A 23,180-nucleotide genomic window follows, 5' to 3' on the forward strand; every position below is an offset into this window, starting at 1 on the left:
CCCCCGAGGAGCCCCATCGCGACCACCGCCATGACGACCGCGCCGCCGCCGAACACGGCGCGGGTGCCGACCTCGGCGGCGACGATGCCGCCGGCCGCCGCACCGACGGGCAGCCCGCCCCAGGCCACGAGCCGGTACACGCTGTTCGCCCGCCCGAGCAGGTGCTGCGGCACCAGGGTCTGCCGCAGGACGACCACGACGACGTTCCACGTCACCGTCCCGCACGCGAAGATCGCGAGGGCCACGCCGGCCGCGTACACCGAGGGCACGGCGGCGAGCACCGTCTCGCTCGTGGTGATCAGGACGGCGGTGGCGACCAGCGCTCCTTCCCGGCCGAGACGTTCCGTCAGCGCGGGGGCGAAGCGTGAGGCCACGACGGCTCCCACGGCTTGGCAGGCGAGCAGGACGCCGTACCCGAACGGACCCAGGCCGAGCACCTTCCCGCTGTGCACCACGAGGACCGCCAGCATCGCGCTCCCGGCGAGGTTGATCAGACAGGACACCAGGGCGAGGCTGCGCAGCAGGTGATGCGAGAACAGCCATCTGGCGCCCGCCAGCATCTCCGACAGCACGCCGGCCCTGTCCGGTCCACGCTCGACGGGCCGGGTGCGGCGGATGCGGCTGATCAGGACGGCGGAGCACAGGAAGGTGGCCGCATCCACGCCGAAGGGCAGGGCCGTCGCCACACCGAACATCAGCGCGCCGAGGAGCGGGCCGATGAAACCGGTGCCGGCCTCCTGCGCGGCCATGATGCGGGCGTTCGCGGTGGAGAGTCCGGCCTGCGGGGTGATGAAGGGAACGAGTACCTGGGCCGCGTTGCGGCAGAGGACCTCGCCGACGCCGAGCAGGAACATGCATACGTAGAGCAGCGGCAACCCGCCCCAGCCACCGAGGATCCCGAGGGTGAGCACCGCCAGCAGGACGGCCCGGCCGATGTCGACGCGCACCATCATCGCCCGGATGTCGATGCGGTCGACCAGCAGCCCCGCCGGGATGCCGAACAGCAGGAACGGCGCGGTGAAGGCGACCGAGGCCGCGCCGATCAGGCGGGGGTCGTCGGTCAGACGGGTGGCCAGCAGGGGCGCGGCGGCGATCGTGGCCCCGTCACCGAGCGAGGACACGGCGGCGGACCACCACAACCGGGAGAAGTCACGTCCCAGAAGGGGCCGTTGCGCGTCGGCCTTGTCCGTCGTCGACGCGGTCATGAAAGCGCGTGGCAGCGCGACCGGCAGTACATTGCCTCCCCCTTCGATGTGGCTGCCCCGCCGTCGACGCCCCACCAGCCCGTCGTCGTTCGCCGAGGCCCGCACAGCCAGGTGCGCGGGGTTCCCGAGAGTAGTCGGCGTCCGCGGTGGAGTCGAGGGAAAGATCGGGCTCCGCCGGGAGGGACTCATAACCGCCGCTCATCTGCCCGGGGCGAACCGGCCGAGCGCGCTCCCGGGAAGATCAAATCATGTGTGAATGAGGGGGGTTGTGTCCTGCGGTCTTCTGATATGTTCACCGCCGCTGGGCGCGTGAATCGGCGGTCAGCGACGCGCATGCATGGGAGGACATGCCGTCAACGGGGCTTCAGCACACCGCGTCAAGCCTCCGGTTCGTGCTCAGGGCCGACAGTTTCGGCGCGACGACATGTGGCTGGTGCTTGTTCGTCCTCCAAGCACCCGACCGCGCTTCGCCCCACTGACGCTTCGGCTCTCGGCGGCTGGCTGCCCGCGGCCAGGACTGCCGCGGAGCAGCCGCGCGCAGATGGAAGGGTGGGAACAACGTTCATGAGAACCTACGAACCCGATGCGGCGAGACATACGACCGGCGCCCGCCGTCGTCTCTCACGTCATCCGCTGGTCCACCACCTCCGGCGCCTCGGAGGCATACGGTGAGTCTCGCGGAGAGCCTGACGAACGCCCGGCCGGACATCGTCGAAACGGTGACGGTCGCCGTCATCGGCACCGGGGCGATCGGGCGGGACCTGGTCAGCAAGATCGACCGGTCACCCATGCTGGACTGCCGGCTGGTGGCCGGACGCAACCCGGATTCGGCGGGTCTGCGGTACGCCGAAAGCCTCGGCTGCGCCACCACCGCCGCGGGTATCGACGCCGTACTGGCGGCGGCGAGCCCGTTCGACGTCGTCTTCGACGCCACCAGCGCCGCGTCCCACCGGGTCCACTGGCCGCTGCTGGAGCCGCTCGGGACGCTGGTGATCGACCTGACCCCCAGCAAGGTCGGCCAGATGGTGGCGCCCACCGTGACCGGGGTCGCGGCCCAGGCCGCGCGCAACGTCAATCTGATCAGCTGCGGCGGACAGGCGTCCGTTCCGGTCGTGCACGCGCTCGCGGCCCGTTTCCCGGTGACGTACCTGGAAGTCGTGTCGACCGTCGCGAGTGACGTGGCCGGCCGCGCGACCAGACTGAACCTCGACGAGTACGTGACCGCCACCGGTCATGCCGTGACGACGTTCTCCGGCGTGAGTGACGTCAAGGTGATCCTCAACATCAGTCCCGCGGTGCCGCCGGCCACCTTCCGGACCGTCATCCATGCCCGGGTGCCCGACGCCGATCCGGCGGCGGTGCGAGCGGTGGTCGACCGGGCGGCCGAGCAGGTGCGGTCCTTCGCCCCCGGGTACCAGGTCGTCGCCTGCACCGCGGTCGGCGACCTGGTGACGATCGTCCTCAAGGTCACGGCGCACAGTGACGTCCTGCCTCCGTACGCGGGGAACCTCGACATCATCAACGCCGCCGCCGTCATGGTCGCCGAGCAGTACGCGGCCCGGCCGGACCGGGTGTCGCGGACGGGGGTGACGTCATGAAGCAGCTGGTGATCCACGACCCGACGCTGCGCGACGGCCAGCACGCCGTCCGCCACCAGCTCGGACTGACCGCTCTGCGCCGTTACGCGGAAGCGGCGGACGCGGCGCGGATCCCGGTGGTGGAGGTCGGCCACGGCAACGGCCTGGGCGCCTCCTCGTTGCAGGTGGGGCTTGCGGCGGCGACCGACGACGAGATGCTGTCGACCGTCCGCGAGGCGCTGCGCCACAGCCGGTTGGGTACCTTCATGCTGCCCGGCTGGGGCACTTCCGACGACCTCCGGCGGGCGATCGCCCACGGGGTCGACGTCTTCCGCGTCGGCGTACACGCCACCGAGGCGTCCTTGGCCGAACACCATCTGGGCTTCCTGCGGGACGCGGGCGTCGAAGCCCACTGCGTCCTGATGATGAGCCATATGGCCTCCCCGGACGAACTGGCCGAGCAGGCCGCACGGGCCGTCGGATACGGGGCGCAGGCCGTGGGGATCATGGACTCCGCGGGTCACTTCCTCCCTCCTGACGTCACCGCACGGATCGGCGCGATCGTCGAGGCGGTCGACACCGCCCCGGTGATCTTCCACGGACACAACAATCTCGGAATGGCCGTCGCCAACTCGGTGGCCGCCGCCGACGCCGGCGCCCTGATCATCGACGGCTGCGCCCGCGGCTTCGGAGCCGGGGCGGGCAACACCCAGCTCGAAGTGCTGGTACCGGTGCTGGAGCGCAGCGGCTTCGCCACGGGCATCGACCTGTACGCGCTGCTGGACGCCGCCGACCTCGCCGAGCGCGAACTCATGCCCGCACCACCGGTGACCGCCTCGATGAGCATCGTCAGCGGTCTGGCGGGAGTGTTCTCCGGCTTCAAACACCGGGTCGTCGAACTCTCCGGGGCCGCGGGCGTGGACCCGCGCGAGGTCTTCTTCGAACTCGGCCGACGGCAGGCCATCGCCGGCCAGGAGGACCTGATCGTGGACGTGGTGGCGGAGTTGAGCGGCCGCGGGACCGACGGCTGACGCGGCATGAGACCCGGCGAAGAGAGGACGACCAGCGACATGGCAGTTCCGGAAGCTGTGCCCGGGTCGAACGGGACAGCGGGTGTCGAGATCACCCGTATGTCGTTCGACGAGTTCCTGGCCGTGGGCCCCCGGGGGCTGTACGAGGCCGACCGACCCGTGGTGATCAAGCTGCCTGCCGATGTGCAGGGGCTCGGACGGGACGAAGTGGCGGCACGCCTGGCCGAGATGACCGTCACCCTGTTCACCGAGCCGGGCGACAAGAACCACCCGGGGCGCTGGGAGACACGCGACATCAAGCTCCGCGAGTTCTTCGCGGACGAGCGGCACCTGACCAGCACGGACACCTGGCACCGGGTGGTGTCGAACATCCGCAGCAGTCCGGCCGACGTGAACGCCGTCATCGGCTTCGACGCCGAGGAGTTCTTCGGCTACGGCGACAGCCTGTACGCGGCCAACCTGTGGATCAGCCACCGCGGCGTGTTCACCAAGAACCACTTCGACGAGTTCGAGAACTTCAACATCGCGCTCGAGGGCCGCAAGCGGTTCATCATCGCTCCACCCGGCGTTCGGGCCTACTACCCGAGGTCGGTTCTGCGAGGGTTCGGAGACAAGTCGAACGTCGTCGACCTCGACGACGTCGACCTGTCGCGCTACCCGAGGCTCGCGGCCAAACTCGCCCAGCGCCGCGACTTCGTCCTCGAACCGGGTCACATGCTCTATCTGCCGCTCGGCTGGTGGCACCAGGCCGAGTCGCTGGGCGAGATGAACATCAACGTCAACTTCTGGCTCAAGTCCAAGAAGATCCTCCGCAGGCCGCATGTGCTCGGCGTCGCCCTGTACACGTACGCCTACCGGAGACTCAAGGGCGTCTACAGCTACAAGCCCACCGAGGGGAACTCCCGATGAGCGAGCGCAGGACCATCACCCCCACCCACCGGTACCGCAACAACGACAAACTCATCGGGATCGGCAACGCCTTCTGGAACCAGTCCTACGAGAACGGGGTCGCGGGCATCGTCGGCGACCTGGAGGACGGCGTGTTCCACATGCCCGACGGGCATGAATTCGTCAACTTCACCGTCTGCTCCTACCTGGACCTGGACACCCACCCCAAGGTCATCGACGGTGCGGTCGCCTCGCTGCGCCGCTTCGGGGTGCTCGACCACTGCATCCCGCGCACCCGCGTCCAGACACCGGTGCTGCTGGAGCTGGAGGAGTCGCTGGGGGAGCTGTTCGGCGCGATGGTGATCAGCGCGATCTCCACCGCGGCGGCCAGCACCGGTCTGCTGCCGATGATCGCGTCGGGACACCTCGGCAACGGCACCAAGCCGCTGATGGTGTTCGACAAGAACGCCCATGTCTCCCTGGCCAACGCCAAGCCGAGCTGCGCCGACGAGAGCGAGGTCGTGACCTGCGGCCACCACGACCTCGACTTCCTCGAGGACATGTGCCGCACCTACGAACGTGTCTGCTACGTGGTGGACGGCTCGGACAGCCTCGGCGGCTACGCGCCCGTCGAGCAACTGGCCGAACTGCAGGAGAAGTACAACCTCATGGTCTTCTACGACGACTCGCACTCGCTGTCCGCGTACGGCGAGCGCGGCATCGGCTACGTACGCACGCACTCCCCGGTGCTGGACGAACGGACCATCACCGTGGCGACCCTGACCAAGGGATTCGGGGCCGGAGGCACGGCGATCCTGCTCGACGGCTACCCCGAGGAGACGCGCCGGCTCATCGAACGGTTCGCGGGCCCGCTGGGCTACTCGCAGAAGATGAACGCCGCCGCCGTCGGTGCGGCACTCGCCTCGGCCGAGATCCACCGCACCGAGGAACTCACCCGGCTGCAGGAGCGCCTGCGGTCCAACATCGCGCTGTTCGACTCGCTCGTCCTGACCGAGCAGGCCGACAGCACCTACCCGATCCGGGTGGTGCCGATGGCTGACGACACGGTCGTCGAGGCGGCCAAACAGGTCTTCGCGGCCGGGTTCTACACCTCACCGGTGTTCTTCCCGATCGTCGCGCGCGGCACCGCCGGACTGCGGGTGATGCTGCGGGCCGGCCAGAGCGCGGAGCAGATCAAGCGGCTCAGCACCGCGTTGATCGAGGCCGGGGCGCGCCCGGCGGCCGCACCCTCCGGGGCGGTGTCCCGGTGACCGGGGCGGCAAGGGCGATACCGCGCAGCATCCTCTACACGCCGGCCCTGTCGCCGGAGAAGGTGGTGAAGGCCTGGTCGTACGACGCGGACGTCCACCTGATCGACCTGGAGGACTCCGTACCGCCCGCCGACAAGCAGGCCGCCCGCACGGTCTGCCGGGCCGCGCTGGAGAAGACGCCGCGGCCGGGACACGTCGCCGTGCGGATGAACGAACTCGGCAGCCTCGCGGGGGTCCAGGACGTCCTGATGCTGGCCGAGAGCCCGGTGCGGCCCGGCATCGTCCTGATGACGATGGTGACCTCGGCGGACGAGGTCGAGCTGCTGCGCCGGATGCTGGCCTCGGCGGGCGCGACCCCCGAGATCTACGTGACGGTCGAGACGGTCGAGGCGGTCACCCGCGTCGACTCCATCGCGCGCTCCGCCGACGGACTGGTGCTCGGCTCGGCCGATCTGGCCGCCACACTCGGTGTCGACATCAGCTGGGAAGCCATGCTGGCCGCCCGGCAGGCGATGGCGCTGGCCTGCGCCCGGCACGGCACGGCGTGCGTCGACACCGCCAACTACCGGCTCGCCGAACCGGCGGTCCTCGCCGAGGAGACCACCCGGGCGCGGGCGCTCGGCTTCCACGGCAAGGCCACGGTGCATCCGGGCGAACTCGACGTGATCAACCGCCTCCTGCGGCCCCGGCCCGACGATCTGGGACTGGCGCGCCGAGTGGTGGAGGCCGTCGCGGCGGCCGACGGCGGGATCGCCGTCCTGGAGGGCAACATGGTCGGCCCGCCGTTCGCCCGGCTGGCCCGCACCACGGTGGCGCGCGAGGACGCCTGGACGAGCCGGTTCGGCCGCGACGGTGGAACCGCGTGAGCGCGCCGGTGATGGTCCAGGCCGCCGACATGGCCGGTACCCGGCGGATGCTCCGCGTCATCGACATGCTCGGCGAGATGTTCGTCGACCTGGCCGCCGGCCGGACCCGCTCCCCGGCCCGCACGGTCGTCGAACACGGTGACCGGCGCGTCCTCCTGGTCAGCCCCGCTGTCTGGGAGCAGCGCGCGGTGGGCAGCGTCAAGGTCACCACGCTCACCCCCGACAACCCGGTACGCGGGCTGCCGCTGATCCACGGCATCGTCGCGCTCACCGACCTGGAGACCGGACGGATCACCGCGCTCCTGGACGGCGCCGAGCTCACCGCCGTCCGCACCGGCGCGGTCGCCGCTCTGGCGACCCGCTGGTGCACCCCCGAGGACGCCGACGACCTGGCGGTGATCGGCGCGGGGGTGCAGGCCCGCGCCCTCGTCCGGGCGGTGACGGCGGTACGCCCGATCCGTACCGTCCGCGTCCACTCGCGCACCCGCGCCGGGGCGGAGAAGCTCGCCGAACTGATCCGCGACACCGCACCACGACCCGTCCGCGTGACGGTCTGCGACACCGCGAGGGACGCCGTCACCGACGCGGCGATCATCTGCACGGCCACCTCGACCGACGACGGCACACCCGTGGTGGAGGCGGACTGGGTGACCCCCGGGGCGCATGTGAACGTGATCGGCGGAACCCACCCGGACGCCGTCGAGCTCGCCCCCGCCCTGCTGGCCGGAGCCGTGACCCTCGTCGAGGACCGGGCCGCGGCGCTGGACGGAGCGGGTGAGATCCGGGCCGCCCTGGCCGACGGCCTGATCAAGGCCGAAGACCTGCACGAACTGGGCAGCCTGGTGAGCGGCGGGGTCGGCGTCACCGGCCGGACCACGGTCCTGCGCACGGTCGGCATGGCCATCGAGGACACCGCCGCCGCGGTGGCGCTGTTCGAGGAGCGCCGTACGGCCGAGCGGGGAACCGGCGATCAGACCGCCGTTCCGCCGACGAAGGAGGGAGTGCCGGATGGACACGCATGAGGACCTCGGTCCAGGACAGGGGCACCCGTGGTTCGGCCGTCACCGGCTGAGGCCCGCCGCGTCGGCGGACACGATCCGGCACATGCTGCGGCACGAGCTGCGGGACACCGGCTGGCCGTACCAGAAGGTTCTTCCCGCGGCGCCGCTGGCGATCCCGCGCGCGGCCTACGCCGAGATCTTCCGGGCGAGCGTCGCCCTGGTCGATCTGCTGCGCCGGGCCGCCCTGGAGAGCGGGCACACCACCGCCGACAGGCTGACGGCCTACGAGATGCCCGCCACCGAGGACCGGCTGTGGATGCGCGACCCGTTCGTCGAGGAGCGGTACGCCGACTCCGTGGTCCGACCGGACCTGGTCATCGGGCCCGACGGGCCGCAGTTCCTGGAGTTCAACGTCAGCGGTGCGCTCGGTGGCGTGGTGGAGACCCGGAGCCGTCTGGCCGTGTGGCGCGGGCTGCACGCCGACGAAGAGGGCCGGGCCCCGTTCCGTTCGCCGAACCCGTTCGCCGTACGCGCCGAGATGTTCCGGTCGCTCAGCGCGGAGTCGGCGGTGGCGCCGAGGGTGGCCGTCGTCGGCAGTGCCCGGGTGACCGGCGTGGAGCGACGGTACTTCGAGATGGAGGCCGACTACTACAACAGTCACGGCCTGACCGCACGCTTCTTCGAGCCGGAGGAGCTGTCCGAGGCGTGGGACTGCGCCCCGCATCTGCGCTACCCGGTCGGACTGCGGAACTTCACCATTCCGGACTGGCTCGACGCGGGCCTCGACACCACTCCCGTCCAGGACGCCCTGGACCACGGCTGCCTGCTGGTGGGCACCCAGACATCGACCTTCCTGCACAGCAAGCTCACCATGGGGCTCCTGTCGGAGGGACGGCCCTGGATGACCGAGGGCGACCGCAGGCTCATCGACCGGTACCTGCCGTGGACACGGATCCTCTCCGAGCGCAGGACCGAGCGCGAGGGCCGGCAGGTCGACCTGCTGCCGTTCGTGTTGAAGAACCGCGAGCTGCTGGTGCTCAAGGCGGCCCTCGGCGAGAGCGGGCAACAGGTGCTCATCGGCCGCGAGGCCGATCAGGCCGCGTGGGAGTCCGCCGTCGGCGAGGCCGTCGAGGGCCGCACCAGCGTGGTGCAGGAGTTCGTGCGGCCGGGGACCTGCCGGGTCGCGCTGATCGCCGACGGGGTCGACGAGCCGTACGACGTCGAGGTCGCCCCGGTGCTGGGGCCTCTGCTGTTCGGCGGCCGTCCGGCCGGGCTGTTCTGCCGGTTCTTCGGCGACGGTTCCGCCGGGATCGTCAGTGTCCGAGGAGGAACGAGCAGCTCCGACAACGTGATGGTGGCGATCTGACGGCAGCACCCCCGCACGCCCCGCCCTCAGTGCCGGTGTGCCGTCCGAGCCGCCGCCCCGTATCAAGTGACATCACCGGAGAGATGCCGCATGACCCTGCGTCACGTCAAGGACAACGAGTACGTCGAGGAGCACGGCGGGGACTTCGAGGACTTCGAGCCGGGCATGGTGATCCGCCACTGGCCGGGCCGTACCCTCTCGGAGGCCGACAACACCTGGCTGACCCTGCTGACGATGAATCAGCACCCGCTCCACTTCGACCAGCACTACGGCGCCGGCGCCGAGTACGGAAGGGTCCTGGTGAACAGTGGCATCACGCTGTGCCTGGTCGGCGGGATGACCGTGCAGGCGCTGTCGGCGCGGGCGGTGGCCAACCTGGGCTGGGACAAGGTCCGTCTGAAGAGCCCCGTCTTCGTCGGCGACACCCTCTACGCGACGAGCCGCATCCTCGACAAGCGGCTGTCCCGGTCCCGGCCGGGCCAGGGAATCATCACGGTGGAGACGACGGGAACGAAGTCGACGGGAGAGACCGTCATCGTCTTCGAGCGGTCCTTCATGGTGCGCTGCCGTGAGCTGCCCGAGCCACCGAAGGGCCAAGTCCCCGGGGGCGCGACCGCCGCTGTCGACGGCCCGCCCGCGTAGAGCACGGAGGCGCTGGTCCCCGTATCGCCCCGTGCCCGTTCGGTTCATGGGCGGCCGCCCGCCCGGCCGCCCATGAACTGCGGGCCGCGTGCCCCGCCGCTACGCTCGAACAATGGAAGACAGCGGAGCCGGCTCCGGGACGCCGCCGAGCGGCGCCGACGTCCAGGATCCCGCGGTACAGGCCCGGATCGTCGCCCTGGTGGAGGAATGGTCCGCCGCGATCGTCTCGAACGACGTGCCGCGGATCAGGGCCTTCATGGCGGACGAGTGGGTCATCGTCTCCGAGTCCGGCATCACGGACCGGGACGCTTTCCTCGGCTACGTCGCTTCCGGCGACCTGAGCCACTCGGCGATGCGGGTCATCAGCCCGTCGAGGGTCCGGGTCCACGGGGACACCGCCACGGTCACCGCACGGATGATGAACACCGCCCACTACGGTGGCCGCCGCTTCGACGCCGACGAATGGGTCACGGACGTCTTCGTCCGGCGCGGAGGCCGCTGGCTGTGCGTGCTCACCCACATCACCTCCGCCGCCCCGACGGACCCGCCGCCCGGCGCATGAGCCGGACGACCGGCTCCGCCCACCGGAGGAAACGCCTCGGCCACCCGGCCGCGGCGGCCGTCTTCGCCATCGGCATGGCGGGCACCACGCTCCCCACACCGCTCTACGGCCTCTACCGCGAGCAGCTCGGCTTCTCCGAGCTGATGGTGACCGTGGTGTTCGCCGTCTACGCCCTGGGAGTGATCGCCACCCTCCTGCTCGCCGGAAACGTCTCCGACGAGGCGGGGCGGCGGCCCGTGCTCCTGGCCGCCCTGGGCTTCTCGGCGGCCAGCGCCCTGTGCTTCCTCTTCGAGGGCGGGCTCCCCGCCCTCTTCGCCGGCCGCCTCCTCTCCGGGTTCGCCGCCGGACTGCTGAGCGGCGCGGCGACCGTCACGGTGATGGAACTGGCCCCGCCGGGGCGCGCGGCGAGGGCAGGGCTGGCCGCGACCGCCGCCAACATGGGCGGCCTGGGGTGCGGCCCGCTGCTGTCCGGGCTGCTCGCCGAGTACGCCCCCTGGCCCCTGCGGCTCCCCTTCGTCGTCCACCTGGCGCTGATCGCCGTGGCGGCCGCGCTGACCTGGTTCCTGCCCGAGACGGTCGCCTCCTCCCGGGTACGGGGACTGCGGCTGCGGCCCCAGGGGCTGGCCGTCCCTCCCGCGATGCGCGGCGTGTTCGCCACCTCGGCGCTGGCCGCCTTCGCCGGGTTCTCCCTGCTGGGTCTCTTCACGGCGGTCGCCCCCGCGTTCGTGGCCGAGACGCTCGACGTGCACAACCTGGCTCTGACGGGACTCGTCGTCTTCTCCGTCTTCCTCGCCTCGACGGCCGGGCAGGCGCTCATGGGGCGGGTCGGCGAGCGGCGGGCCCTGCCGGGCGGCTGCTTCGTCCTGGTTGCCGGACTCCTGCTGGTGGGCGCCTCGTTGCTGTTCGCCTCGCTTCCTCTGCTCGTCGCCGGTGCGCTGTGCGGCGGCCTCGGTCAGGGGCTGGCGTTCCGCGCCGCGGTGACGGCGATCAGCACCGCCGCGCCGGCCGAGCACCGGGCCGCGACCGTGTCCGCCTTCTTCGTCATCGCCTACCTGGGCATCTCCCTGCCCGTGGTCGGGGTCGGCGCCCTCACCCTGGGGATCGGGCTCAGGAACGCCGGGCTGACCTTCGCCGGCTGTGTTCTGGCGCTCGCCCTGGGCGTCGGCCTGTATCTGGCGCGGCGGCCTCCCGCACCCCGCTGACGTACCGGGAAGCGGTCCTCGCCGGCGTACCCGAAAACCACTGCCGTACCCGCCGATCATGGTGCGAGACTGGCTCCGTGGACACAGCGACGCGCTTCCGGCAGACGGTCATCGCCTGGGCCGCGGGCGACGGGGGCGCACCGGCGCCCGCCGAGGCCGGGGCCGCCCGTGAGCTGGCGGCCGACCTGGGCCTGCGCACCGTGGTGTTCGTCGAGGGCGTCAGCGACCGGGCGGCGGTCGAGGCCCTCGCCGAACGCCAGAGCCGCACCCTGAGCGCCGAGGGCGTCGTGGTCGTGCCGCTCGGGGGCGCCACCAGCATCACCCGCTATCTGCGCCTCCTGGGACCCGACGGCCTCGACGTCCGGCCCGCCGGCCTGTGCGACGCGGCAGAGCAACGGTTTTTCCGCCAGGGCCTGGAGCGGACCGGCTTCGGCACCGTCCGCACCCCCGGCGACCTGGAGACGCTGGGCTTCTTCACCTGCCACGCGGACCTGGAGGACGAGCTGATCCGGGCGCTCGGCACCGACGGCGTCCAGCAGGTCATCGACGGCCAGGGCGACCTGCGTACCTTCCGCATCTTCCAACGGCAGCCCGCCCAGCGGGAGCGGACGGTCGAGGCGCAGTTGCGGCGGTTCATGGGGACCATCGGCGGCCGCAAGGAGCACTACGCGCGAGCGCTGACGGAAGCGCTGGACCTGGCACGTCTGCCGGGACCGCTGGATGGACTGCTCTCCCACATCTGACCGGAGGCCCCCGGGTCTCAGCGCGGGGCGAGGCTGGAGCGGCGCACCACCAGCTCCGGCTGCAGCACCACCCGCCGGTGTTCGTGCGGCACGTCCGCCGCCCCGGCCCCGGTCTCCTCCAGGAGCAGACCCGCCGCCAGCGCCCCCATCGTCGCCGCCGGCTGCCGTACGGACGTCAGCGGCACGGCGGCCGCCGCCGCGAACTCGATGTCGTCGTAGCCCACCAGCGCCAGATCGCCGGGAACGGAGACCCCGGCGGCGAACAGCGACTGGAGGACGCCCAGGGCGAGCAGGTCGTTGGCGCAGAACACGGCGGTCGGACGGTCGGACAGCCCCAGCAGCCGGGCCCCCGCGTCCCGCCCCGCCGCCACGTCGAGCCGTTCCGTGGGCAGCTCCCGCAGGGCGTCCGGACCGAGACCCGCCTCGGCGAGCGCGGCGAGCGCACCCGTACGGCGGTCCCGGACCTGGTTGAAGCCGGGCGGCCCGCTCACGTACGCGATGGAGCGGTGCCCCGCGTGCAGCAGGTGCCGCACCGCCAGCGCCCCGCCCGCCACGTCGTCGACCGACACCGAGCACTCGGTGGTTCCCTCGGCGACCCGGTCGACCAGGACGAAGGGGATGTCGTGGCGCCGGAACGCCTCGATGTTGCGCCCGGTCGCGTCGGCGGGGGTCAGCAGGACGCCCCGGACCCGCTGCTCCGCGAAGAGCGCCAGATACTCCGCCTCCTCGCCGGAGCTCTGCGCACTGTTGCAGACCATCACACCGAGCCCCGCCTCACGTGCGGCCCGCTCCGCCCCGCGCGCCACGTCGACGAAGAACGGGTTGCCCATGTCGAGGACCAGCAGCCCCATGATCCGGCTGCGCCCCGCCCGCAACTGCCGCGCCGACTCGCTGCGGACGTAACCGAGCCGGTCGATCGCCGACAGCACGCGGGCCCGGGTGTCGGGTCCGACCGTGTCCGGGCGGTTGATGACGTTGGAGACCGTGCCCACCGAGACTCCGGCGGCCCGGGCCACGTCCTTGATACCCACCGACCGGGCCATCAGACGGAGACCTCCAGAGGGGCGAGGGACGTGGGACGAGCCCTCAGCCTATCCGCGCGCATCAGAAGTCGAAGTCGTCGATGTTGTCCTTGTCGAACACCGTCGGCTTGCCGAGGCTGACCACCCCGTCCTTCCCGATCGTGTACGTGCCCAGGTCACCCGCCTCGAAGGTCTGGCCCTCCGCGCCGGTGATCTGCCCGGACGCCAGGGCGACCGAGGCGTGGCCGGCCAGCGCGCCGAGCTTCGCCGGGTCCCACAGCTCGAACGCCTCGACGGTGCCGTTCTTCACGTACGAGCGCAGGTCGTTGGGGGTGCCGAGACCGGACAGCTTGACCTTGCCCCGGTACTTCGAACCCGACAGGTACTGCGCCGCCGCCTTGATGCCGACCGTGGTCGGCGAGACGATCCCGGCGAGATTCGGATGCTCCTGCAGCAGCCCCTGCGTCTGCTGGAAGGACTGCTGGGCGTCGTCGTTGCCGTACGCCACCTTCACCAGCTTCACGTCCTTGTACTTCGGGTCCTTCAGCTCGTCCTTCATGTAGTCGGTCCACAGGTTCTGGTTCGTCGCGGTCTGGGCGGCGGACAGGATCGCGATCTCGCCCCGGTAGTCGATCTGCTCGGCGAGCAGCTGGACCTGGGTGCGGCCCAGGTCCTCGGCCCCCGCCTGCGAGATGAAGACGTTGCGGCAGTCGGTCTTGGTGTCGGAGTCGTAGGTGACGACCTTGACGCCGCTCTTCATGGCCTGCTTGAGCGCGGTGCACAGCGCACCCGGGTCCTGGGCGGACACGGCGATGGCGTCGACCTGCTGCTGGGTGAGGGTGTTGACGTAGGAGACCTGGCCGGAGGTGTCGGTGGCGCTGGTCGGGCCGACCTCCTTGAAGGTGGACCCCAGCGCCTCGACTGCCTGCTGCCCGCCCTTGTCGGCGGTGGTGAAGTAGGGGTTGTTGACCTGCTTCGGCAGGAAGCCGACGGTCAGGCCCTTCTTGGTGGGCGCGTCCGGGTCCGCCTCCCCGGCGGAGGCGGCCGATGCGCCTTCCTTCTTCACGTCGCTCTTGGTGGTGCCCCCGCACGCCGTGACGGCGAGCGCGAGGGAGGTGACGGCCGCGAGGGCCGCACAGGTGTGGCGGATCGATGACGTACGCATGGCAGGGTCCTTTGCGGAAGAAGGGCGGGGTACGGTGCCGAGCACGTGGTTACGGAGTCGGGGCCGAGGCGGATCGTCGCCCCGCCCTCGCGACGGAGATGTGGCGCCCGACGCGCGGGCCGAGCACGGAGACGACGAGCAGCACGCCGGTGACGACGATCTGCGACTGCGCGGAGACGTCTCCCAGGCTCATCACGTTCTGCAGCGCGCCGAGCAGGAACACGCCCGCGATCGCGCCGCCGAGCGTTCCCCGGCCGCCGTCGAAGTCGATGCCGCCGAGCAACACGGCTGCCACGACGGACAGTTCGAGACCGGTGGCGTTGTCGAACCGGGCGCTGGCGTAGTGCAGCGCCCAGAACACCCCGGTGAGGGAGGCCATGAGGCCGGTGACCGTGAACAGGATCAGTTTCTGCCGCTTCACCCGCACGCCCGCGAACCTGGCCGCCTCCTCGTTGGCCCCCGTCGCGAACAGGGAACGTCCGAACGCCGTCGCGTGCAGGGCGAGTACGGCGACGGCGAGGAGTGCCAGGAACGGCAGGAGGGCGTACGGGACGAACGTGTCGCCGATCCGTCCGGCGGCGAAGTCCAGGTAGGGGGAGGGAAAGTCGGTGACGGCGTCCGAGCCCAGCACGATCTGCGCGATGCCCCGGTAGGCGGCCAGCGTTCCGATGGTGACCGCCAGCGACGGCAGCCCGAGCCGGGTGACCAACAGCCCGTTGACCAGCCCGCAGACCACGCCGAGCAGCAGACAGACGGGGATGATCGCCTCGATCGGCAGGCCCCGGTTCCACAGCGCCCCCATCACCGCCCCCGAGAGGCCGGCCGTGGACGCCACCGAGAGATCGATCTCCCCGGAGACCACCAGCAGGGTCATCGGGAGCGCGATCAGCGCGATGGGAAGGGTGTTGCCGATCAGGAACGACAGGTTGAGGGCGTTGCCGAAGCCGTCGACGAAGCCGAAGGACAGCAGCAGCACCACGATCAGGAGGGCGCCGACGGCCGTGTCCCAGCGGACGGCGCGCACGCGTGCGGAGTCAGCCATGGCGGGCGTTCCTCTTCTTCAGTGCGGACGCCACGCGCAGGGCGACGATCCGGTCGGCCGCGATGGCGAGGATGAGCAGGAAGCCGTTGATCGCGAGGACCCACACGGAGCTGACGCCGAGCGCGGGCAGCACGCTGTTGACCGAGGTCAGCAGCAGCGCGCCGAGCGCCGCGCCGTAGACCGTGCCGGAGCCGCCGGTGAAGACCACACCACCGACCACGACCGCGCTGACGACGGTGAGTTCGTAACCCGTGCCGGTGCCCGAGTCGACGTTCCCGAAGCGCGCCAGGTACAGCGCGCCGGCGAGACCGGCCAGCGCCCCGCAGAAGGTGTAGGCGAGCAGGATCCGCCGGCGGACGGGGATCCCCGCCAGCCGGGCGGCCTCCGGGTCGGAGCCCAGCGCGTACAGCTCACGCCCGCTGCCGAAGTGCTTCAGGTAGTACGCCGTGGACACCAGGAGCACCAGGGCGAGCATCGCGAGCCAGGGCACGGCCGAGATGCCGCCGGATCCGAAGTCCACGAAGCCGCCCGGCAGATCTGCCGCCGTGATCTGCCGTGAGCCGACCCAGATCGAGTCGATGCCCCGGATGATGTAGAGCGTCCCCAGGGTCACGACCAGCGCGGGCACTTGGCCGAGGCTCACGAGCAGCCCGTTCAGCAGCCCGAGGCCGACACCCAGCAGGACGGCCAGGACCACCGCCACCACCGGGTTCCCGCCGCCCTGGAGATATGTGCCGGCGGCGAAGGCGCTGATGCCGAGCGTCGAGCCCACGGACAGGTCGACGTTGCGGGTGATGACCACCAACGACTGGCCGGTGGCGACCAGCACCAGGATCGTCGCGTTGAGCAGCAGATCCTTGATGCCCTGCTCGGAGAGGAACGCGCTGTTGCCGAGCTGGGTGAGGACGATCATCACCAACAGCACGATCAGGATCGCCAGTTCACGCATCCTGAACACGCGGTCGACGAGCCGGGTGCTGCTGGAGGCGGGTATCGGCGCGACGGGCGCCGGTTCGTTCGTCGTCACCGTCATGCGGCGGCCCTTCCGGTGGCGGCGGCCATCACGGTCTCCTCGGTGGCGTCGGAGCGGGGGATCTCGGCGGTGAGGCGGCCCTCGTGCATCACCAGCACCCGGTCGGCCATACCGAGGATCTCGGGCAGATCGGAGGAGATCATCAGCACCGCCACCCCGTCGGCCGCCAACGCGCTCAGCAGCCGGTGCACCTCCGCCTTGGTGCCGACGTCGATGCCGCGCGTCGGCTCGTCGACGATCAGCACGGCGGGGCCGGTGGCGAGCCACTTGGCCAGGACCACCTTCTGCTGGTTGCCGCCGGACAGGGTGGACACGGCATCGGCGATCCGGGCGTACTTCACCTGGAGCCTGACCGCCCAGTCGAGCGACCGGCTGCGCTCGGCGCCCCGGTCCATCAGCCCTGCCCTCCGGGTGGCCCGCAGACCGGTGAGCCCGATGTTCCGCTCGATGGACATGCCCATCACCAGGCCCTGGGCGCGACGGTCCTCGGGGACCAGGGCGAGCCCGGCGGCCATGGCGGTGGACGGGGCGCCGTTGACGAGCGTCCGCCCGGCCACCTCGACCTCGCCGGCGTCCCACCGGTCGACACCGAAGACCGCCCGCGCCACCTCCGTACGCCCGGCGCCGACCAGCCCCGCCATGCCGACGATCTCGCCGCGGCGCACATCGAAGGAGACGTCGGTGAACACGCCCTCGCGGGTGAGCCGCCGGACGCTGAGGGCCACCGAGCCCGCCTTCACGTCCTGCTTCGGATAGAGCTCGTCCAGGTCCCGGCCGACCATCCGCCGGACGAGGTCCTCCTCGGTCATGCCCGTCAGCGGTTCACTGGCGATCAGCGCGCCGTCCCGCAGGGTCGTGACGCGTTCGCAGATACGGAAGATCTCCTCCAGCCGGTGCGAGATGAACAGCACGGCGGCCCCCTGCTCGCGCAGGGCGCGGACCACACCGAAGAGCCGTGCCACCTCGCTGCCGGTCAGGGCGGCCGTCGGCTCGTCCATGATCAGGACGCGGGCGTCGAAGGAGAGGGCCTTGGCGATCTCGACGATCTGCTGGTCGGCGATCGAGAGCCCGCGCGCCGGACGGTCGGGGTCGAGCCCGACCCCGAGCCGGTGCATGAGGGCGGCCGTGGCGGCCCGGGTGGCCCAGTGGTCGATCCGGCGATACGTCCGCCGGGGCTGACGGCCCATGAAGATGTTCTCCGCGATCGACAGGTCGGGGAAGAGCGTGGGCTCCTGGTAGATGACGGCGATACCGGCGTCACGGGCGTCGGCGGGGCCGTGGAAGGTGGCCGGCTCGCCGTCCAGCAGAAGCTGACCGGCGTCGGGCCGGTGCACTCCGGCGAACGTCTTGATCAGGGTCGACTTGCCCGCGCCGTTCTCCCCGGCGAGGGCGTGGACCTCGCCGGGAAACAGGTCGAGGGAGACGTCCCGCAGGGCTCGTACGGCGCCGAAGGACTTGGAGACGTCCCTCAGTGCCAGCACGGGGGTCGGATCCTTGGCGGACCGGTGGGTCATCGGTGGCTCCTCAACGATGCGGAGGGCGTCCTCCCAGCAGCGTGAAAGGTTTCAAATGAGTTGCCGGGACGGTAGGCCGGTCGCTCGGAGCGCGTCAATGGGGGTGAACGAGAATTCTCAACTGTGCCGAGGATTGGGAGGGTTATAGCGAGCACTGTGCGCGGGAGGGGTTGACAGTCCTCGGGGTCGCTCCTACCTTCAGCCGCGTGAATCGTTTCAGATTCATCAGTGTTCACGCCGACGTCACAGGAGCGATGAAGTGACCGACCCCGCCACGGTGAAGGCCGCCCTCACGTCCCAGGCCATCGAGACCCCCTCATGGGCGTACGGGAACTCGGGGACCCGCTTCAAGGTCTTCTCCCGGCCCGGCGTGCCCCGCACCCCCCAGGAGAAACTGGACGACGCGGCGAAGGTGCACGAGTTCACCGGAGCCGCGCCCACCGTCGCCCTCCATATTCCCTGGGACACGGTCGACGACTGCGCGGCACTCGCGGCGCACGCCCGCGACCGGGGCCTCACCCTCGGGACCGTCAACGCCAACACCTTCCAGGACGACGACTTCCGCCTCGGCAGCGTCTGCCACCCGGACCCGGCCGTGCGCCGCAAGGCGCTGGACCACCTCCTGGCGTGCGTCGACATCATGGACGCGACGGGATCCCGGGACCTCAAGCTGTGGTTCGCGGACGGCACGAACTACCCCGGTCAGGACGACATCCGCGAGCGCCAGGACCGGCTCGCCGAGGCCCTGGCCGCCGTGTACGAACGGCTCGGCGACGACCAGCGGATGCTCCTGGAGTACAAGCTGTTCGAGCCCGCCTTCTACACGACCGACGTCCCGGACTGGGGAACGGCCTACGCCCACTGCCTCAAGCTCGGACCCCGGGCACAGGTCGTCGTGGACACCGGGCACCACGCACCCGGCACCAACATCGAGTTCATCGTCGCGACCCTGCTGCGCGAAGGGCGGCTCGGAGCCTTCGACTTCAACTCCCGCTTCTACGCCGACGACGACCTGATGGTGGGCGCGGCCGACCCCTTCCAGCTCTTCCGCATCATGTACGAGGTCGTCAGCGGCGGCGGGCTCACGGGGAACGTGGCCTTCATGCTCGACCAGTGCCACAACATCGAGGAGAAGATCCCCGCGGTCATCCGCTCGGTCATGAACGTCCAGGAGGCCACGGCGAAAGCCCTCCTCGTGGACCGGGAAGCCCTGGCCGCCGCCCAGCGCACCGGCGACGTCCTGGAGGCCAACGCCGCGCTCATGGACGCCTACAACACCGACGTACGCCCCCTGCTCGCCGAGGTCCGCGAGGAACAGGGCCTCGACGGCGACCCGATGGCCGCCTACCGCCGCTCCGGCTGGGCGACGAAGACCGCCGAGGAGCGGATCGGCGGACAGCAGGCGGGCTGGGGGGCGTAACGGCCTCCGGAGCGTCCCCGCCACCCCGGATCCACCTCTCCGCCGACCCTTCGCGAAGGACACCGAGGAACCCATGGCACTCCACCCCGAAGCCGCAGCACTCCTGGCCCGCTCCCGCCGGCTCGGCTCCGACCCGCGCAACACGAACTTCGCGGGCGGCAACGCCTCCGCCAAGGGCGCCGCGCCCGACCCGGTCACCGGCGAGGACGTCGAACTGATGTGGGTCAAGGGCTCCGGCGGCGACCTCGGCACCCTCACCGCCGAAGGGCTCGCCGTGCTCCGCCTCGACCGGCTGCGCGCACTGCGGGGCGTCTACGCGGGCGTGGAGCGCGAGGACGAGATGGTCGCCGCGTTCGATTACTGCCTGCACGGCAAGGGCGGCGCGGCCCCCTCCATCGACACCGCCATGCACGGGCTCGTCGACGCCCCGCACGTCGACCACCTGCACCCCGACTCCGGGATCGCGCTCGCCTGCGCCGCCGACGGGGAGAAGCTGACCGCCGACTGCTTCGGCGCGAAGGTCGCCTGGGTCCCCTGGCGACGCCCCGGATTCCAGCTCGGCCTGGACATCGCCGCGGTCAAGGAGGCGAACCCGGGAGCCATCGGCTGCGTCCTGGGCGGCCACGGCATCACCGCCTGGGGCGAGACGTCGAAGGAGTGCGAGGACAACGCGCTCCACATCATCCGCACCGCCGAGACGTTCCTGGCCGAGCGGGGAAGGCCCGAGCCGTTCGGACCGGTCCTCGACGGGTACGAGGCGCTGCCCCGGGCCGAACGCCGTGAGCGGGCCGCCGCCCTCGCCCCGCACCTACGTGCCCTCGCCTCCCAGGACCGCCCCCAGGTCGGGCACTTCGACGACTCCGACGCCGTCCTGGACTTCCTCGCCCGCACCGAGCACCCGAGGCTCGCCGCCCTCGGCACCTCATGCCCGGACCACTTCCTCCGTACGAAGGTCAGGCCCCTGGTCCTCGACCTGCCGCCGACCGCCGAACCGGCTCTCGCCGTCGAGCGCCTGGGCGAGCTGCACGCCGCCTACCGGGAGGAGTACGCCGCCTACTACGCCCGCCACGCGGAGCCCGGCTCGCCCCCGATGCGGGGCGCGGACCCGGCGATCGTGCTGATCCCCGGCGTGGGCATGTTCAGCTTCGGCAAGGACAAGCAGACCGCCCGGGTGGCGGGGGAGTTCTACCTCAACGCGATCAACGTGATGCGCGGCGCGGAAGCGGTCTCCTCGTACGCGCCGATCGAGGAGTCGGAGAAGTTCCGCATCGAGTACTGGTCCCTGGAGGAGGCCAAGCTCCGGCGGTTGCCGACGCCGAAGCCGCTCGCCACCCGCATCGCCCTGGTGACCGGCGCGGGCAGCGGCATCGGCAGGGCCATCGCCCGCCGCCTCGTCGCGGAGGGCGCGTGCGTGGTCGTCGCGGACCTGAACGCGGAGAGCGCGGCCGCCGTCGCCGAGGAACTGGGCGGCCCCGACAGGGCGGTGGCCGTCACGGTCGACGTCACCAGCGAGGAGCAGGTCGCCGGTGCCTTCGAGGCGGCGGCGCTCGCCTTCGGCGGCGTCGACCTGGTGGTCAACAACGCGGGCATCTCCATCTCCAAGCCCTTGGCGGAGACCACCGTCCGGGACTGGGACCTCCAGCACGCCATCATGGCCCGGGGCTCCTTCCTCGTCTCCCGCGAGGCCGTGCGTGTCATGCGCGCCCAGGGTTTCGGAGGCGACCTCGTCTACATCGCCTCGAAGAACGCCGTCTTCGCCGGTCCCAACAACGTCGCGTACTCCGCCGCCAAGGCCGACCAGGCCCACCAAGTGCGACTGCTCGCCGCCGAACTGGGCGAAGACGGCATTCGCGTCAACGGCGTCAACCCGGACGGTGTCGTGCGCGGCTCCGGCATCTTCGCCGGCGGATGGGGGGCGCGGCGCGCCGCGACGTACGGGATCGAGGAGGAGAAGCTCGGCGAGTTCTACGCCCAACGCACCCTCCTCAAACGAGAGGTGCTGCCCGAACACGTCGCGAACGCCGTCTTCGCCCTCACCGGCGGCGACCTCACCCACACCACCGGCCTCCACATCCCCGTCGACGCCGGGGTCGCCGGGGCCTTCCTGCGATGAGCGCCCGCACGCAGACCCTCGCCGCGGCCGACCTGGGAGCCTCCAGCGGCCGGCTCATGGTCGGCCGCGTCGGCCCCGACACCCTGGACCTCACCGAGGTCCACCGCTTCCCCAACCAGCCCGTGCACCTCCCGGAGGGCCTGCGCTGGGACATCCTCGGCCTCTACCGGGGAGTGCTCGACGGGCTGCGCGCGGCCGGCCCGGTCGACTCCCTGGGCATCGACAGCTGGGCGGTCGACTACGGGCTGCTCGACGCCGACGGGTCCCTCCTCGGCAACCCCGTCCACTACCGGGACCACCGCACCGAAGGAGTCCCGGAGCGGGTGTGGGCCACGGTCCCACCCGAGACCCTCTACCGGGCGACCGGCATCCAGCACGCCCCGTTCAACACGCTCTACCAACTCGCGGCCGCTCGCGACACCCCCCAACTCGCGGCTGCGGAAAGGCTCCTGCTGATCCCCGACCTGATCTCGTACTGGCTCACGGGGGAGCAGGGCACCGAGCTGACCAACGCCTCCACCACCCAGCTCGTCGACCCGCGCACCGGAGCCTGGAACCGCGCCCTGGCCCACCGCCTCGGTATCGACCTCGGGCTCTTCGCACCGCTGCGCCGCCCCGGCGACCCCGCCGGCTCGACACTGCCCCTGGTCCAGGAGCTGACCGGACTGCCCGGCCCCGTACCGGTGACGACCGTCGGCTCGCACGACACCGCCTCCGCCGTCGCCGCCGTCCCCGCCGGGCGGGGGGAGCGGTTCGCCTACCTCTGCACCGGGACCTGGTCCCTCGCCGGGCTCGAACTCGCCGCCCCCGTCACCACCGAGGAGAGCCGGGCCGCGAACTTCACCAACGAGCTGGGCGTCGACGGCACCGTCCGCTTCCTGCGCAACATCATGGGCCTGTGGCTCCTCCAGGAGTGCATGCGCTCCTGGGGCCGGGACAACCTGACCTCTCTGCTCCACGAGGCCGCCCGCGTCCCCGCCCTGCGGTACGTGATGGACGCCGCCGATCCCGGGTTCCTGGCCCCCGGTGACATGCCCGGGCGCATCGCGGCCGCCTGCCGGGCCACCGGCGGGCCGGAGCCCCGCACCCCCGGGGAGACCACGCGCTGCGTCCTCGACTCGCTGGCCCTCGCCCACCGGCGCGCGATCCACGAGGCCCAGCGCCTGGCCGGCCGCGCGGTCGACGTCGTGCACATCGTCGGCGGCGGGGCACGCAACGCCCTGCTCTGCCAACTCACCGCCGACGCCTGCGGGCTGCCGGTCGTGGCAGGTCCGGCGGAAGCCGCCGCGTTCGGCAACATCCTCGTCCAGGCGCGGGCCCGCGGACTGCCCGGCGACCTCGCCGCGACCCGTGAACTCCTCGCCCGCACCCAGCCCCTGACCCGCTACGAACCGACCGGCGACCCGTCGGCCTGGGACGCGGCGGCACAGCGGATCGAGGGGGCGGACCGCCCCCTGGCCTGACGCATCACACCCCACGCCCCACCATCCCGCCTCATCCCCTCGCCGAATCGGAGC

20 protein-coding genes are annotated in these 23,180 nt (G+C 71.4%); 14 read left to right on the forward strand and 6 right to left on the reverse strand.

Annotation, left to right across the window (positions count from 1 at the left end; translation table 11 throughout):
* The coding region (locus tag CR470_RS15600) for an MFS transporter (RefSeq protein ID WP_107489468.1) at positions 1-1,205 on the reverse strand (1,205 nt) is incomplete at its 3' end.
* A gap of 668 nt (positions 1,206-1,873) precedes the next feature.
* Between CR470_RS15600 and CR470_RS15605 the strand changes: the two genes are divergently transcribed.
* The 11 genes from CR470_RS15605 (at position 1,874) to CR470_RS15655 (ending at position 12,354) form a co-directional block, all read left to right on the forward strand.
* Positions 1,874-2,803, forward strand: coding sequence for an acetaldehyde dehydrogenase (acetylating) (locus CR470_RS15605; RefSeq protein ID WP_097868193.1), 930 nt, complete (start codon positions 1,874-1,876; stop codon positions 2,801-2,803).
* Complete coding sequence (dmpG, locus tag CR470_RS15610) at positions 2,800-3,813, forward strand: 4-hydroxy-2-oxovalerate aldolase (RefSeq protein ID WP_097868194.1); 1,014 nt, start codon at positions 2,800-2,802, stop codon at positions 3,811-3,813. The genes CR470_RS15605 and dmpG overlap by 4 nt, the downstream gene beginning before the upstream one ends.
* Positions 3,814-3,852: 39 nt before the next feature.
* Positions 3,853-4,722: a cupin-like domain-containing protein gene (locus CR470_RS15615; protein WP_218923766.1), complete on the forward strand. Its 870-nt coding sequence runs from the start codon at positions 3,853-3,855 to the stop codon at positions 4,720-4,722.
* On the forward strand, positions 4,719-5,972 hold the full coding sequence (locus tag CR470_RS15620; RefSeq protein ID WP_097868195.1) for an 8-amino-7-oxononanoate synthase family protein: 1,254 nt from the start codon (positions 4,719-4,721) through the stop codon (positions 5,970-5,972). Before CR470_RS15615 ends, CR470_RS15620 begins: the two co-directional genes overlap by 4 nt.
* Positions 5,969-6,838: an HpcH/HpaI aldolase/citrate lyase family protein gene (locus tag CR470_RS15625; protein WP_097868196.1), complete on the forward strand. Its 870-nt coding sequence runs from the start codon at positions 5,969-5,971 to the stop codon at positions 6,836-6,838. The genes CR470_RS15620 and CR470_RS15625 overlap by 4 nt, the downstream gene beginning before the upstream one ends.
* A complete protein-coding gene (locus CR470_RS15630; RefSeq protein ID WP_097868197.1) occupies positions 6,835-7,860 on the forward strand; it encodes an ornithine cyclodeaminase family protein in 1,026 nt (341 codons plus the stop codon). Before CR470_RS15625 ends, CR470_RS15630 begins: the two co-directional genes overlap by 4 nt.
* Positions 7,847-9,205, forward strand: a complete 1,359-nt coding sequence (locus CR470_RS15635) for a hypothetical protein (RefSeq protein ID WP_097868198.1) — start codon at positions 7,847-7,849, stop codon at positions 9,203-9,205. The genes CR470_RS15630 and CR470_RS15635 overlap by 14 nt, the downstream gene beginning before the upstream one ends.
* 90 nt (positions 9,206-9,295) lie before the next feature.
* On the forward strand, positions 9,296-9,847 hold the full coding sequence (locus tag CR470_RS15640) for a MaoC family dehydratase (RefSeq protein WP_097868199.1): 552 nt from the start codon (positions 9,296-9,298) through the stop codon (positions 9,845-9,847).
* A gap of 112 nt (positions 9,848-9,959) precedes the next feature.
* Positions 9,960-10,409 (forward strand): nuclear transport factor 2 family protein, encoded by a 450-nt coding sequence (locus tag CR470_RS15645; RefSeq protein ID WP_097868200.1) that lies wholly within the window; start codon positions 9,960-9,962, stop codon positions 10,407-10,409.
* Entirely contained in the window at positions 10,406-11,611 is a 1,206-nt protein-coding gene (locus CR470_RS15650) for an MFS transporter (protein WP_097868201.1), read from the forward strand. Before CR470_RS15645 ends, CR470_RS15650 begins: the two co-directional genes overlap by 4 nt.
* 77 nt (positions 11,612-11,688) lie before the next feature.
* A complete protein-coding gene (locus CR470_RS15655) occupies positions 11,689-12,354 on the forward strand; it encodes a TOPRIM nucleotidyl transferase/hydrolase domain-containing protein (RefSeq protein ID WP_097868202.1) in 666 nt (221 codons plus the stop codon).
* Between the two features lie 17 nt (positions 12,355-12,371).
* On the opposite strand, the gene CR470_RS15660 is transcribed toward CR470_RS15655, so the two are convergent.
* The 5 genes from CR470_RS15660 to CR470_RS15680 form a co-directional block, all read right to left on the reverse strand.
* Complete coding sequence (locus CR470_RS15660) at positions 12,372-13,397, reverse strand: LacI family DNA-binding transcriptional regulator (protein WP_097868203.1); 1,026 nt, start codon at positions 13,395-13,397, stop codon at positions 12,372-12,374.
* A gap of 61 nt (positions 13,398-13,458) precedes the next feature.
* Positions 13,459-14,541 carry a rhamnose ABC transporter substrate-binding protein gene (rhaS, locus tag CR470_RS15665; protein WP_097868204.1) on the reverse strand — a complete coding sequence of 361 codons (1,083 nt, stop codon included), beginning with the start codon at positions 14,539-14,541 and terminating at the stop codon, positions 13,459-13,461.
* 49 nt (positions 14,542-14,590) lie between these two features.
* Entirely contained in the window at positions 14,591-15,583 is a 993-nt protein-coding gene (locus CR470_RS15670) for an ABC transporter permease (RefSeq protein ID WP_097868205.1), read from the reverse strand.
* The gene (locus CR470_RS15675) at positions 15,576-16,616 is read right to left on the reverse strand and encodes an ABC transporter permease (protein ID WP_097868206.1); all 1,041 of its coding nucleotides are present in this window, start codon (positions 16,614-16,616) and stop codon (positions 15,576-15,578) included. The genes CR470_RS15670 and CR470_RS15675 overlap by 8 nt, the downstream gene beginning before the upstream one ends.
* Complete coding sequence (locus tag CR470_RS15680; RefSeq protein ID WP_097868207.1) at positions 16,613-18,130, reverse strand: sugar ABC transporter ATP-binding protein; 1,518 nt, start codon at positions 18,128-18,130, stop codon at positions 16,613-16,615. Before CR470_RS15680 ends, CR470_RS15675 begins: the two co-directional genes overlap by 4 nt.
* 259 nt (positions 18,131-18,389) lie before the next feature.
* Here CR470_RS15680 and rhaI point away from each other — a divergent pair, with 259 nt between their 5' ends.
* The 3 genes from rhaI to CR470_RS15695 all read left to right on the forward strand — a co-directional run bounded on the left by rhaI (position 18,390) and on the right by CR470_RS15695 (position 23,126).
* Complete coding sequence (gene rhaI, locus CR470_RS15685) at positions 18,390-19,550, forward strand: L-rhamnose isomerase (RefSeq protein WP_097868208.1); 1,161 nt, start codon at positions 18,390-18,392, stop codon at positions 19,548-19,550.
* A 73-nt stretch (positions 19,551-19,623) separates the two neighbouring features.
* Positions 19,624-21,663 carry a bifunctional aldolase/short-chain dehydrogenase gene (locus CR470_RS15690; RefSeq protein WP_097868209.1) on the forward strand — a complete coding sequence of 680 codons (2,040 nt, stop codon included), beginning with the start codon at positions 19,624-19,626 and terminating at the stop codon, positions 21,661-21,663.
* A complete protein-coding gene (locus tag CR470_RS15695; protein WP_097868210.1) occupies positions 21,660-23,126 on the forward strand; it encodes a rhamnulokinase in 1,467 nt (488 codons plus the stop codon). The genes CR470_RS15690 and CR470_RS15695 overlap by 4 nt, the downstream gene beginning before the upstream one ends.
* Positions 23,127-23,180 lie beyond the last annotated feature (54 nt).

The organism is Streptomyces sp. rh34 (assembly GCF_002551245.1).
Taxonomy (GTDB): Bacteria; Actinomycetota; Actinomycetes; order Streptomycetales; family Streptomycetaceae; genus Streptomyces.